Raw genomic sequence first — 13360 nt, 5'->3', positions numbered from 1 at the left:
TCAGGCGCGCGGGCGCAAGGCGTCGAGTGCGGCGGCGAGGCGCTCCCAGCCGGCTTCGTCGGGCGGCAGGCCGAAGCGCAGGCTGGCCGGTGCGTCGAAACGGCGCACGAGGATGCCGGCGCGCGCGAGATGGTCCTGCACGGCCGGTGCGTCCGCATGCCGCAGCCACTGGAACAGCGCCGGCCCGGCGGGTTCGCCGAGGCCGCCGTGGCGCAGCAGGGCGGCGAGGCGTGCCGCTTCGCCTTCCAGGCGGGCGCGCATCGCGTCCTGCCACGTGCGGTCGGTGAGCGCCGCACGCGCGACGTGGCGGGCCGGGCCGCTGAGTGTCCATGGACCGAGGAGGTCGGCGAGGCGTGCGCGCAGCGCCGCCGGGGCGAGCACGAAACCGACGCGCGCGCCTGCGAGGCCGAAGAACTTGCCGAGCGAGCGCAGCACGACGAGGTTCGGCCGCCCGGCAGCGGTTGCGAGACTCTCGGCCGGTGCCGCGTCGATGAAGGCTTCGTCGACCACCAGCCAGCCGCCGCGGGCCGCGAGGCGTGCGTGCCATTCGAGCAGTTTCTCGCGCGCAAAGTGTGCCCCGGACGGGTTGTTGGGATGCACGAGGAGCAGCACATCGGTGTCGTCGATCGCCGCATCGACGGCGTCGGCCGCGAGCGCGCGCAGCGTGCGGCCGCGCCAGGCGTGCGGATGCTCGGCGTAGGTCGGCGCGAGCACGGTCACGCGCTCGCCCGGGACCAGCGCCGGCAGGGCCTGGATCGCCGGTTGTGAGCCGGCGACCGGCAGCAGCTGGTCGGTGCCGTAGTAGGCCGCGGCGGCGTTCTCCAGTCCGTCATCGTCCTCGGGCAGGCGGTGCCACGCGGCGGCCGGAACGGGCGGGACGGGCCATGCGTGCGGGTTGATCCCCGTCGACAGGTCCAGCCAGTCGGCGAGCGGGATACCGTATTGCTGCGCCGCGCGGCGCAGGCGTCCGCCGTGCTCAAGCATGTGCGCCCCCGATGAACGTCATGCGATGCCTGCGAGCAGCGCGCCGGCGGCCACGACGCCCAGCCACAGCAACATGCCGCGTTCCAGCAAGCGCACCGCCGCGCGCACGCTCGCGGCATCGGGCGCGTTGCCGCAGCCGAGCGGCGGGCGCTGTTCCTCGCGCCCGTGATAGATCGCTGCACCGCCGAGGCGGACGCCGAGCGCACCCGCGCCCGCCGCCATCACCGGCCCGGCGTTGGGGCTGTCCCAGGCCGGGGCCTGCGCACGCCAGCACGCCAGCGCGTCGCGGCTGCGGCCGAGCAGCGCGTAGGTGAGCGCGGTGAGCCGCGCCGGCAGCCAGTTGAGGACGTCGTCGAGGCGTGCCGCCGCCCAGCCGAAGCGGATGAAGCGTTCGGTGCGGTAGCCCCACATCGCGTCGAGCGTGTTGGCGAGGCGGAACACCAGCGCGCCGGCACCGCCCGCGATGCAGAACCAGAACAGCGCGCCGAAGACCGCATCGTTGCCGTTCTCGAGCACCGACTCGGTGCCGGCCTTCGCGACGCCGGCCGCGTCGAGCGCGCGCGTGTCGCGGCTGACGATCCAGCCGACGCGCTCGCGTGCCGCGTCGAGGTCGCCGGCCGCGAGTGGCGCCGCGATCGCTTCGGCGTGCTGCGCAAGGCTGCGCGCGCCGAGCGCGAAGTAGAGCAGGCCGATGTCGACGACCCAGTGTGCGGCGGGATGGCGGGCGCGCAGCCACAGCGCCAGCGCGAGCCACGGCCCGAGCGCCAGCAGCCACGCCAGCAGCCCGCCCGCGCGGGTCGGCGACAGCGGGCGCAGGCGCGCTTCGAGCCAGCCGGCCCAACGGCCGAAGCCGACCAGCGGATGCCAGCGGCGTGGTTCGCCGAGCAGACGGTCGAGGGCGATGCCGGCGAGGAGCTTGATGAACAGGGAAATCATCGGCGCGAGCTTATCGGCGATAATCCGCCACTTTGAACGAGCCGGAATTCTACGCCATGCCGCAAGCAATCACCCTGATGGTGCAGGGAACGACCTCCGACGCGGGCAAGAGCACGCTGGTCGCGGGACTCGCGCGCATGCTGGCGCGGCGTGGCGTGCGCGTGGCGCCGTTCAAGCCGCAGAACATGGCGCTCAATTCCGCGGTGACGACCGATGGCGGCGAGATCGGCCGTGCGCAGGCGCTGCAGGCGCTGGCCGCCGGGCTGCAGCCGCACACCGACTTCAATCCCGTGCTGCTCAAGCCGTCCACGGACGTTGGCGCGCAGGTCGTCATCCACGGCAAGGTCGCCGCCAACCTCTCCGCTCGTGACTACCACGCCTACAAGCCGACCGCGATGAAGGCGGTGATGCAGTCCTGGGATCGCCTCACCAGCGCCTATGACTGCGTGCTCGTCGAGGGCGCCGGCAGTCCCGCGGAGATCAACCTGCGCGATCGCGACATCGCCAACATGGGCTTCGCCGAAGCGGCCGACGTGCCGGTGATCCTCGTCGCCGACATCGACCGCGGCGGCGTGTTCGCGCATCTCGTCGGCACGCTGGAACTGCTGTCGCCGTCCGAGCAGGCGCGCGTGAAAGGTTTCGTCATCAACCGCTTCCGCGGCGACATCGGCCTGCTGCAGTCCGGCCTCGACTGGCTGGAGGAACGCACCGGCCGGCCGGTGCTAGGCGTGCTGCCCTACCTGCACGGCCTCTTCCTCGACGCCGAGGACGCGCTCGGCGAGGCCCGTGTCGACAAGGGAGAGGCGCGCCTGCGCGCGGTCGCGCCGGTCTATCCGCGCATCTCCAATCACACCGACCTCGACGCGCTGCGCCTGCACCCGCAGGTCGATTTCCGCTGGGTCGGCCCGGGGCAGGCGATCCCGCCCGCCGACCTGATCGTGCTCCCCGGCTCCAAGAGCGTGCAGGCCGACCTCGCCTGGCTGCGCGCGCAGGGCTGGGAGGCCGCGATCAAGCGTCATCTGCGCTACGGCGGCAAGGTGGTGGGGGTCTGTGGCGGCTTCCAGATGCTCGGCACCGCGCTCGCGGACCCGCAGGGGCTGGAAGGGGCGCCGAGCACCGTCGCGGGGTTGGGGCTGCTCGACATGGAAACCGTCCTCGAGGCCGAAAAGCAGCTCGAGAACCGTCGTGGCGAGCTATGCCTGCCCGGCGTGGCCGCGGTCACGGGCTACGAGATCCACATGGGCGTGAGCCGCGGCGCGGCGCTCGAGCGCCCCGCGCTGCACTTCGCCGATGGCCGGCCCGACGGCGCGCTATCGGCCGACGGACAGATTCTCGGCACCTACCTGCACGGCCTGTTCGACAGCCCCGCCGCGCTGTCTGCGCTGCTCGCGTGGGCCGGCGCGGGGGAAGTCGAGGTGGTCGACCTCGCGGCGCGGCGCGAAGCCGATCTCGATCGGCTGGCGGACAGCGTCGATCAGAACCTCGACCTCTCTACGGTGTTTCCGGCGGCGTGGGTTGCGTGAAGATTTCATCAGTCCGAACGGTGCTTGGTTGCCGGATATTCGGTGACCTCACGGATCAGCGGCCGGTGAACTGCGGTTTGCGCTTGGCAAGGAACGCGTCCAGCCCTTCCCTGTAGTCGTCGGTCGCGAGAAAGGCGAAAGCGGCGCGCTTTTCCTCGTCGCTCAGGGCGCCGCCGCGCATCAGCCGATGCACCCACTGCTTGTGCCAGCGTGCGACCAGCGGCGCGCCGGCGACGATGCGCGCGGCGCTCGCGCGGGCTTCGTCCAGCACCTGCTCGTCGTCGGTCACGCGCGTCAGCAGGCCCTTCTGCAGCGCCTCGCGCGCGTCGAGGATGCGCCCCTCGAGCAGAATCTCCAGCAGCACCGCCGGGCCGACGAGCTCCAGCAGGCCCGCCATCTCGCCCGGATACATCGAGAAGCCCAGACGGTTGATCGGGGCACCGAAGCGCGCCGACTCGCCGGCGATGCGCAGGTCGCAACAGCCCGCGATCTCCAGTCCGCCGCCGACGCAGGCGCCCTGGATCGCCGCCACGGTGGGAATCGCGCAGGCGCGGATCGCGTCCAGCGCGGCCGCGACCAGCGTGTCGTGGTAGTGCAGGGCGTCGTCGACGGTCGCGCGCACGGTCAAGAATTCCTCGATGTCGCCGCCCGCGGCGAAAGCCTTGTCGCCGGCGCCGCGCAGGATCACGCAGCGCAGCGCCGGATTCGCGGCGATGTGCGCGAAGGCTTCGCGCAGCGCGACCCACATCGCGGAGTCGATCGCGTTCAGCTTGTCGGGGTTGGAAAGGGTCAGCGTGGCGATGTCGCCGTCGGTGGAAAAAAGTATTTCGCCGCTCATGGCCGGGGTTTGTCCGTCGCTTCGCAAAGTGGAAGGAATGGTAGAAAAATTCAATTTATCAAGCAATTAAAAAAGTTCCATACGCCGTGGTATGGAGTCTTTTAAATGATATATCATCCGCCCGCCGACACCGATGCGACAGACATCGGGTGGGCAAATGGACGGAGTGTGGAGGGGCAGCGTGACATCGTTGCTTTTCTTGGAGGGAGAGGGAATGTCTGTATCAATGTATGCGCATATCCGGCGCAATCCGCGGTTTGCGGAACTCGTGGCGAAGCGCACGCGCTTGGCCACGATCCTGTCGGTCGTCGTCCTGACGATCTTCTATGGCTTCGTGCTGCTCGTCGCGTTCGCGCCGGAGCTCATCGCGAAGCGTTTGACCGAAGGCAGCAACCTGACTTTCGGCGTCGCGGTCGGCCTGTTCCAGTTCGTGTTCTTCTGGGCGCTGACCCTGATCTACGTGCGTCGCGCCAACGGCGAGTTCGACGACATCAACAACGAGATCGTGCGCGCGGCGTGGAAGGAGGAAAAATAATGAAAGCCTCCACCATCTCGCGCCTGGCTGCCGGCCTGTTGCCGCTGTCCGTGGCCGCATCGGCCATCGCCGGCGACGCGATCGCGCAGACCGAAAAGCAGGGACTCAACCTGCACGCGATCGGCATGTTCTTCGTGTTCGTGCTGATGACGCTCGGCATCACTTACTGGGCCGCTTCGCGCACGAAATCGACCGCCGACTTCTACACCGCGGGCGGTGGCATCACCGGCTGGCAGAACGGGCTGGCGATCGCCGGCGATTACATGTCGGCGGCGACCCTGCTCGGCCTCACCGCGATGATGTACACGCAGGGCGTGGACGCCTACATCTACATGATCGCGTTCTTCGTCGGCTGGCCCATCATCCTGTTCCTGATGGCCGAGCGCCTGCGCAACCTGGGCAAGTTCACTTTCGCCGACATCACTGCCTATCGCCTCGACCAGGGCAAGGTGCGCACGATGGCGGCGGTGAGCTCGCTGACCGTGGTGTGCTTCTACCTCGTCGCGCAGATGGTCGGCGCCGGCCAGCTCATCAAGCTGCTCTTCGGCCTCGACTACAACATCGCGCTGTTCGTGGTCGGCGCGCTGATGATGGTGTACGTCACCTTCGGCGGCATGGTCGCGACGACGTGGGTGCAGATCATCAAGGCCTGCATGCTGCTGCTCGGCGGCACCGCCGTGATGCTGCTCGCGTTCAGCCAGTTCGGCTTCAGCTTCGACGAGCTCACCACCCGCGCGATGGACGTGCACAAGCTCGGCGGCAAGCTCCTCGCCCCGGGCAGCCTGCTCGCCGATCCGGTCACCGCGATCTCGCTCGGACTCGGCCTGATGTTCGGCACCGCCGGCCTGCCGCACATCCTGATGCGCTTCTTCACCGTCACCGACGCCAAGGAAGCGCGCAAGTCCGTGCTCTACGCCTCGGGCATCGTCGCGTACTTCTTCAACGTCATCGCCATCATGGGCCTGTGCGCGATCCTGATCGTCGGCACCAACCCCGAGTTCTTCGAGGGCGGCGCGCTGGGCGGCAAGGTGATCGGCGGCGGCAACATGATCGCCATGCACCTCGCCAAGGCGGTCGGCGGCAACCTGCTGCTGGGCTTCCTGTCGGCGGTGGCCTTCGCGACCATCCTCGCGGTCGTCGCTGGTCTGGCGCTGGCCGGCGCGTCGGCCATCTCGCACGACATCTACGCCCGCGTCATCATGAAGGGCAAGGCGTCGGAGACGACCGAGCTGAAGGTGTCGAAGGTCGCCACCATCGGTCTGGGCATCGTCGCGGTGCTGCTCGGCATGGCCTTCGAGAAGATGAACATCGCGTTCATGGTCGCACTGGCCTTCGGCGTCGCCGCGTCGGCCAACTTCCCGGTGCTGATCCTGTCGATGTACTGGAAGGGCCTGACGACCCGCGGTGCGCTGTGGGCGGGCTACTCCGGCCTTGCCAGTGCGGTGACCTTCGTCGTGCTGTCGAAGTCCGTGTGGGTCGACGTGCTGCACAACGCCGCCCCGATCTTCCCCTACACGCAGCCGGCGCTGTTCTCGATGCCGATCGCGTTCATCCTCGCGATCCTCGTGTCGAAGATGGACACGAGCGTAGCGGCACGGAAGGAGATCGAGGCTTTCGACGACCAGTACGTGCGCGCGCAGACGGGGGTTGGCGCAGCGAGCGGTGCGTCGCACTGAGCGCGCAGGCAACCGAATGCCGCACCGGACCGTGCGGCAAGGCGACCGCCGCCCGGCGCATGCCAGGCGGCGGTCATTCCTCGGGACGGAGTCAGTCGCCGGACGGACGCTGGATCGATGCGGCCACGACGCGAGCCGGTTCGATCCGCACCGGTGCGGATCGCGCCACATGCGTGCACACGCGCAATACTGCGCACGCATCGCTCGTCGTCAGGTCATGGCCGAGCACCAGCCGGACGTCGGCGAGCAACCTGCCTGCTGCGCCCGGATGAATCGCGGGCCGGAACGGCAGTTTCGCGGCGAACGCTTCGGCCGCATCGCGAAACCCTTCGCGATATTCGATGTAGGACCCAGGCTGGGTGAAGGGGGGCAGGTTGGTCAGCCGAGGGCGTGCCACGCCCCGCTGGCCGAGCAGTGAAGCCAGCCGGCGCGCCAGGCCTTCACCGCCGTGGCCGTTCGTGATTTCCAGGCGGACGGGGCGCGATGGCGGTGTCGGCATGGCTGGAGCCATCGAGGCCGCCGGGATGACGAAGGGAGCGGCCGGGGCTGCGGCACGTCCGGATTCCGGGGCGTTGGCGGGCACAGGCCTGGTCGAGGCGGCAATGATTGCCGCCGCTTCGGCCACGGTGCCCGCGCGGTGCGGCGGCCCATTGCGCAACTCGAAGACGTTTTCGGCCACCTTGACCAGCGTCGCCTGCGGGGTGGACATGACATTTCCGGCGATCACTGCGGGTGTGGCCTGCTGCATCGAGGTAGGCACGCCTGGCGTGCCAGTCCCCGCGGGGGCTGGCGCAGGCTCAGTGGCTCCGTGCGGTAGCGCCGCCTGCGGAGCGGGGCGGGCAGAAGCCGCCTCGGCAGGCTTTGCCAAAATGGCCGCGCCCGCCCACGCGTTGCGCGCGCGGGCGCTGGCGACTTCGGCTTGCTCGTTTGCTCCCGTGCGGCGATAAGCCGTTGCCAGGTTGGCCCATGCGCGGCGGTTGTCTGCGTCGAGTTCGACCGCGCGGCGCAGCGTGGATGCTGCGGCCTCGTCGCGTCCGGCGAGCAATTGCGCATAGCCGAGGTCGTTGTGCAGGTGGCTCGTCGCCGGTGACAGGTTCACGGCGCGTTCGAGCGCCGCCAGCCCTTCGGCGATCTGGCCCTCCTGGACCAGTAGCGCACCAAGCGCGTTCCAGGCCGCCGCATACGCGGGGTCGGCGTCGAGCGCCTTGCGGTAGGCGGCGATCGCCTGGCGATTCGCTCCCTGGCCTTCCTTGACGCGGCCGAGCGCGAAATATCCCGTCGCGTTGGCGCCGCCGTGATTGACGGTCTGCACCGGCGCGATCTTCCACGCACGCTCGGGCATCGTCGGCCCGGTGCTGCAGGCGCCGAGCACCAGCGCGGCGAGCACGGGTTCAAGCATGAATGCAGGCTTTCTCATCGCCGTGTCTCCTGGTTTCAGCCGCCCGTGGTGCCGGAAAAGGTCGGGAGCAGAATGCGGTAGATCTGGATCATCGCCGGCCCGAGCAATACCAGCATCAGGGACGGGAAGATGCAGAAGATCAGTGGGAACAGCAGTTTGAGTGCGATCTTCGCGGCGGCTTCCTCCGCGCGTTGCCGACGGCGGGTGCGCAGCATGTCCGAATGCACGCGCAGTGATGCGGCGATGCTGGTGCCGAAGCGCTCGGCCTGGATGATCATTGCGACGAATCCTTCCACTTCCTCGACCCCGGTGCGCATCGCGAGGTTGCGCAGCGCGCGCGCGCGTTCGAGGCCGGCGCGCAGTTCGAGCGTGACGAGGTGCAGCTCCTCGGCGAGCGCCACGCTCTTGTGCTGCATTTCGTCGGCGACGCGCACGAGCGCGGCTTCGATGCCGAGCCCGGCCTCGACGCACACCGTCATCAGATCGAGCGCGTCGGGGAAGGTCTCGAAGATTTCGCGCTGGCGCACGAAAATCATCCGGTTCAGCACCAGGTTCGGCAGGTAGTAACCGAATGCCGCCGCGAGCAGCACGACGAGGAGCGTGCCCTGGAATTCCAGTTCGGGTTTCGAGATCAGCACCGCGAAATACACAAGCAGCGGCAGCCCGAGCGCGAGCGCCGTCTTGACGCCGAAGAAAGCGAGCGGCGCGGCAGGATTGCGCACGCCGGCGTGCAGGAAGCGCGCACGCAGCGACGAGGTGTCCGCGCTGTCCTTGGGGGCCGACAGTTTCGCGAGCGGGCCCGTGAGCTTCACCGTGCGCTCGATCCAGGCGTCCGCCGCTGGCGTCGCCGCGGTCTTGCGGTCGTCGACGAGCGCTTTCAGGCGCCGGGCGGTGGCCGAGCGCGTAAACAGATTCAGCATGTAGTACGCGCCGGCCGTGACTGCCACGAACAACAGTCCGAGAAACGCGATCTGCGTATAGTCCATGTCTGCGTTCTCCTCCGTGGCGGGCGCCTAGACCCGGATGCGAATGATCTTGCGCATCCACAGCACGCCCAGAGCCATCATCGTCAGTGCGCCGTAGATGAAATTGAGGCCTGCGGGGTCCTGCCACAGCACTTTCATGAAGTCCGGGTTGACGACGTTGATCAATGCTGCCGCCGCGAACGGCAGGCAGCCGAGAATCCATGCCGACAGACGGCCTTCGGCCGACAGCGTGCGGATTTCGCCGTACAGCTTCAGGCGTGCGCGGACGATCGCCGCGATGCCATCGAGCAACTCGGCGAGATTGCCGCCCGAGTCGCGCTGGATCAGCACCGCAATGACGAAGTAGCTCAGGTCGGTGCTGTCGGTGCGCGAGGCGAGGTTGAGCATGGCCGTTTGCTGCGGCACGCCGTGGTTCATCTCGTCGAAGAGGATGCGGAATTCGCCGCCGATCGGGTCCTTCATTTCCTCGGCGACCATCTTGATCGCGGTCGGGAAAGCGTGGCCCGCGCGCAGTGCGCGACCCATCAGATCCAGGGCTTCCGGCAGTTGCTGTTCGAAGCGCTGCATGTGCTTGGTGCGGGCCCGCGTGACGTAGAGCGTTGGTAGTGCCGCGAGCACGCCGGCACCGATCAGGCCCAGGATCACGGGCCGGTTCAGCAGCACCGGCACGGCGAAGCCGACCGCGGCGAGCGCCGCCGTCCAGCCGATGAACTGCGCGAGCGTCAGGTTCAGGCGCGACTGGACGATCAGCCGGTTGATGCCCTGCAGGCGGGGCATCGCCGCGAGCAGGCGGTCGCCTGCCGCCGAGCCGGAGACCGTCTCGTCCTTGAACAGCGACGAGCGCGTCGTGCTGTTCGCGCCCGTTGCGACCTCGTCGAGCCGGCGGTTCAGGCGCTTCACCTCGGCGCTGTGCGTCGAAGCCCACCACAGGTAACCGCCTTCGAGGAACAGCACCACGGCGATGAAGGTTGCGAGCGCGAAGAGCAGGGTCAGCGTGTCCATGACGATCTCACTCGAAGCGGCGGCCCGGATTGAACATCTCTTCGGGCAGGCGGATGCCGAAGGAGCGCAGGCGGTCCGCGAAATGGGGGCGTACCCCGGTTGCGGTGAAGTAGCCTTCGACCGCGCCCTTGTCGGAAATGCCGGTCTGGCGGAAGGCGAAAATTTCCTGCATCGTGATCACGTCCCCTTCCATGCCGGTGATCTCCTGGATGCTCGTCAGCTTGCGCTTGCCGTCGGTGAGCCGGTTGGTCTGGATGATCACGCCGATTGCGCTGGCGATCTGGTTGCGCGCGACCTTGGGCGGCAGGTTGGCGCCGGACATGCCGACCATGTTCTCCATGCGTCCGAGCGCGTCGCGCGCCGTGTTCGCGTGCACCGTCGTCATCGAGCCCTCGTGGCCGGTGTTCATCGCCTGCAGCACGTCGAAGGCTTCGGCGCCGCGCGTCTCACCGAGGATGATGCGGTCAGGCCGCATGCGCAGTGCGTTGCGCACGAGCGAACGCTGCGTCACCTCGCCCTTGCCCTCGATGTTCGGCGGCCGCGTCTCCAGGCGCACGACGTGGGGCTGCTGCAGTTGCAGTTCCGCCGCGTCCTCGATGGTCACGATGCGCTCGTCGGTGGGGATGTAGCCCGAGAGAATGTTCAGCAGCGTCGTCTTGCCGCTGCCCGTGCCGCCTGAGATCAGGATGTTGACCTTGGCCCGCACCAGTCCCGCCAGCAGTTCGGCCATCGGCGCCGTCAGCGTCTTGAAGTCGATCAGCTTCACCATCGTCAGCGGCACGGCGGCGAAGCGCCGGATCGACACCACCGGCCCGTCGAGCGCGAGCGGCGGGATGATCGCATTCACGCGCGAGCCGTCCGGCAGGCGCGCGTCGACCATCGGGCTCGACTCGTCGACGCGGCGCCCGACGCGCGACACGATCTTGTCGATGATCTTCATCAGGTGCGCGTCGTCGCTGAAGGTGACGTTCGTCAGCTCGATCTTGCCGTGACGTTCAACATAGATCTGCTGCGAACCGTTGATCAGGATGTCGGACACGGTCGGGTCCGCGAGCAGCGGCTCGATCGGGCCCAGGCCGAGCATTTCGTACTGGATGTCGCGTACCAGGTCGCGCCGTTCATTCGTATTGACGACGACGTTTTCCTCGGCGAGCAGGCGCTCGACCATCAGCCGCAGCTCTTCGCGTAAACGGTCCGGGGCGAGGTTTTCCATCGCCTCGAGGTCGATGCGCGACAGCAACAGCTGGTGGATGCGCATCTTCAGGTCCTGATAGGCCCTGGCGGCCCCGCTGTCGGCGGGGGTCTGCGGGCGCAGCCCCGCTTCCGGTGCGGCCGATTCCAGGCGTTCGCGCAAATTCATGTCGTATCCCCTTGCTCACGGTGTCCGACGCCGGCCTCAATGGGCGGCGAACAGGCGCGACAACCAGTTCTTGCTCGTCTTTTCGGTTTCGGTATCGAGCGCTTCGGCGATCTCGCGCAGGGCCTTCGTCACCGGACTGCCCTTCGCCAGCCGCGCAATCGGCTGCCCCTGGTTCACCGACGCCGCGACGGCCTCGTAAGCGTTCGGCACTGCCTTGAACAGCTTGGCATTGACCGTCCGTTCGAGGTCATCCAGGCTGATGTCGCTGTTCTTGAGATGGCGATTGACGATCAGCCCGACCTTGGCCATCGGGTAACCGAGCGACAGGAACACCTGCACGAGCCGCTTCGCCTCGCGGATGAACGGCAGCGTGAGCTGCACCACCGGGAAGATCATGTCGGCCATGTCGAAGGGCTGCAGGCTCACCGCGTCGAGCGAGCGGCCGACATCGACGATGACGAAGTCGTAATTGGCGCGCGCCAGCTTGAGAATCGCGTCGACGTGCTCGGCGCGCACGTCCGTCGCGTGAGCCGGGTCGTCGGGCGCAGCGAGCAGGTGAAAACCGGGTGCGACCTCGATCATTGCCGACGCCAGGAAGGCCGCATCCAGCCGGTGGATCTGCTGGCATACCTGCGCGAGGTTGCTCGCCGGCTTCTGGTCGGTGATGTACATCGCCGCATCGCCGAACTGCAGGTTGAGGTCGATCAGCGCGACGCGCTTGCCGTGCAACGAGGCGAGGATCCAGGCGAGGTTCGTCGCGAGGAAGGTCGCACCGCTGCCGCCCTTGCAGGAGGTCAGCGCGAGGATCTTGCCATCTGCGGCCGCGGTGCCGCCACGCTTGCGAGTGATACGGGTCAATGCGGCCCGCAACGCTTCAGGCGATGGTGACATCGGTAGCACCTCGCGCACGCCTGCGCGGAACGCCTGGAGCAGGAATTCGGACGACGTATCCGCGGTGATCACGATGGGGTCGATCTGCGGGTAGCGTTGCGTCAGAACTTCGAGTTGTGTGATCGCGCCAGACCTGAAGGCATCGAGAACGACCACATCGGGTACGGTCCCATTGACTGCGCCGATCGGATCGCTGGATGTCGCATGACCGATGGCGATATCCATCGGGGGGGCTGTCTCGGCCAATTTCACGCGCAGACGCTCGGCATTGTCGTGGCTATCGGAGAGGATCCTGATTTTCATGGTGGTGCTCCAATACTCGGGCGGCGTCTGATCAACTGCACAAGGGGTTGCCGATGCTGTTCATTCCCTCTCGCGGCAGGGTCGTCTGGAAAGGCGGAATCGGCAGCGAGAGGGGCACGAGCGGAATCACTGTGGCGTGCGTGTAACCGGTCAGGCGGACCCTGACAGCCTTGCAGTTGTCGACCGTGCAGGTATTGTCCGCGAAGGGCGGATTGAGGTAGTCGATGTCGATGTTCGCGACAGCGAGCGCGGGCAGCATGCCCCGCATGCGTGACGCAATCGCCCCATCGTTCATGCTGCATACGACAGCGAGCCGAGCCCCGAGCCGTGTGGCCTCGACGGCAGCATTCCAGGTCCAGAGAAGGCGACCCATCTCCATGATTCCGATGAGGAGGGTGAAGAACACCAGGGCGACGATCGAAAACTCCACTGCGGTGGTGCCACGCTGCCGGTTCCCGCCATTCGATGTGCGTGCCGTCATAGTTGCGACCTCATGGTGACGGCAATGTTGCCGAAGGTGATGTCGGGCATGACATACTCGACGAACGAGTCGTACGGATAGCCCGTTATCATTACGGTGACCGTGTTGATCGTCCCGGATCCCGTAAGCACCGTGTTCTCTACACCCGGGCAGGTCAGAATCGCATCGCAAGTCCGAACCATCGTGGTGGCCAACCCCGGGGCCAGCGCCTGGCCACTGCAGACGGGGCTGCCGAACACCGCCATGCACTTCGCGATAGCGTGTTCCGTGGCGTCGCCGGGCGCCTTCGACGTCATGTAGCGGGCTGCGTCGCGCACGGCCTTTGTCAGTGTGTTGTACGTGTAAATCGCACGCCCGAATTCGGTGATTCCGAATGCCAGCATCACCAGAGGGATCAGCAAAAACCCGAATTCGACTGCAGCGACACCTCGCATGTAACGGCGCAT

13 protein-coding genes are annotated in these 13360 nt (G+C 67.5%); 3 read left to right on the top strand and 10 right to left on the bottom strand.

Features of this window, described 5'->3' with window-relative positions; all coding sequences use genetic code 11:
• Window positions 1-984, bottom strand: coding sequence for a threonine-phosphate decarboxylase CobD (cobD, locus tag CDA09_RS20085; RefSeq protein ID WP_121430265.1), 984 nt, complete (start codon window positions 982-984; stop codon window positions 1-3).
• A gap of 18 nt (window positions 985-1002) precedes the next feature.
• A complete protein-coding gene (cbiB, locus tag CDA09_RS20080; RefSeq protein WP_121430264.1) occupies window positions 1003-1920 on the bottom strand; it encodes an adenosylcobinamide-phosphate synthase CbiB in 918 nt (305 codons plus the stop codon).
• Between the two features lie 56 nt (window positions 1921-1976).
• Between cbiB and CDA09_RS20075 the strand changes: the two genes are divergently transcribed.
• Complete coding sequence (locus tag CDA09_RS20075; protein WP_121430263.1) at window positions 1977-3443, top strand: cobyric acid synthase; 1467 nt, start codon at window positions 1977-1979, stop codon at window positions 3441-3443.
• Between the two features lie 55 nt (window positions 3444-3498).
• Here CDA09_RS20075 and CDA09_RS20070 read toward each other — a convergent pair whose 3' ends face one another.
• Window positions 3499-4281, bottom strand: coding sequence for an enoyl-CoA hydratase/isomerase family protein (locus tag CDA09_RS20070; RefSeq protein ID WP_121430262.1), 783 nt, complete (start codon window positions 4279-4281; stop codon window positions 3499-3501).
• A gap of 214 nt (window positions 4282-4495) precedes the next feature.
• Between CDA09_RS20070 and CDA09_RS20065 the strand changes: the two genes are divergently transcribed.
• The gene (locus CDA09_RS20065; protein WP_353616624.1) at window positions 4496-4816 is read left to right on the top strand and encodes a DUF485 domain-containing protein; all 321 of its coding nucleotides are present in this window, start codon (window positions 4496-4498) and stop codon (window positions 4814-4816) included.
• The gene (locus CDA09_RS20060) at window positions 4816-6492 is read left to right on the top strand and encodes a cation acetate symporter (RefSeq protein ID WP_121430260.1); all 1677 of its coding nucleotides are present in this window, start codon (window positions 4816-4818) and stop codon (window positions 6490-6492) included. Before CDA09_RS20065 ends, CDA09_RS20060 begins: the two co-directional genes overlap by 1 nt.
• A 91-nt stretch (window positions 6493-6583) precedes the next feature.
• Here CDA09_RS20060 and CDA09_RS20055 read toward each other — a convergent pair whose 3' ends face one another.
• From CDA09_RS20055 to CDA09_RS20025, 7 genes are read right to left on the bottom strand one after another with little or no spacing between them, the layout of a single operon-like run.
• Window positions 6584-7891, bottom strand: coding sequence for a LytR C-terminal domain-containing protein (locus tag CDA09_RS20055; RefSeq protein WP_286164261.1), 1308 nt, complete (start codon window positions 7889-7891; stop codon window positions 6584-6586).
• Between the two features lie 35 nt (window positions 7892-7926).
• A complete protein-coding gene (locus CDA09_RS20050) occupies window positions 7927-8877 on the bottom strand; it encodes a type II secretion system F family protein (protein ID WP_121430258.1) in 951 nt (316 codons plus the stop codon).
• A 27-nt stretch (window positions 8878-8904) separates the two neighbouring features.
• The gene (locus CDA09_RS20045) at window positions 8905-9879 is read right to left on the bottom strand and encodes a type II secretion system F family protein (protein ID WP_121430257.1); all 975 of its coding nucleotides are present in this window, start codon (window positions 9877-9879) and stop codon (window positions 8905-8907) included.
• Between the two features lie 7 nt (window positions 9880-9886).
• Window positions 9887-11239: a TadA family conjugal transfer-associated ATPase gene (locus CDA09_RS20040; RefSeq protein WP_121430256.1), complete on the bottom strand. Its 1353-nt coding sequence runs from the start codon at window positions 11237-11239 to the stop codon at window positions 9887-9889.
• Window positions 11240-11275: 36 nt separating this feature from the next.
• On the bottom strand, window positions 11276-12433 hold the full coding sequence (locus tag CDA09_RS20035; protein WP_121430255.1) for a CpaE/TadZ family protein: 1158 nt from the start codon (window positions 12431-12433) through the stop codon (window positions 11276-11278).
• A gap of 31 nt (window positions 12434-12464) precedes the next feature.
• Window positions 12465-12914 carry a TadE family protein gene (locus CDA09_RS20030; protein WP_121430254.1) on the bottom strand — a complete coding sequence of 150 codons (450 nt, stop codon included), beginning with the start codon at window positions 12912-12914 and terminating at the stop codon, window positions 12465-12467.
• Window positions 12911-13360, bottom strand: a complete 450-nt coding sequence (locus CDA09_RS20025; protein ID WP_121430253.1) for a TadE/TadG family type IV pilus assembly protein — start codon at window positions 13358-13360, stop codon at window positions 12911-12913. The genes CDA09_RS20030 and CDA09_RS20025 overlap by 4 nt, the downstream gene beginning before the upstream one ends.

The sequence above is a fragment of the Azoarcus sp. DN11 genome (assembly GCF_003628555.1).
In the GTDB taxonomy this organism is placed as follows: Bacteria; Pseudomonadota; Gammaproteobacteria; order Burkholderiales; family Rhodocyclaceae; genus Aromatoleum.
The sequence above is the reverse complement of the archived record's forward strand: the minus strand, read 5'-3'. Positions and strand labels throughout refer to the sequence as shown.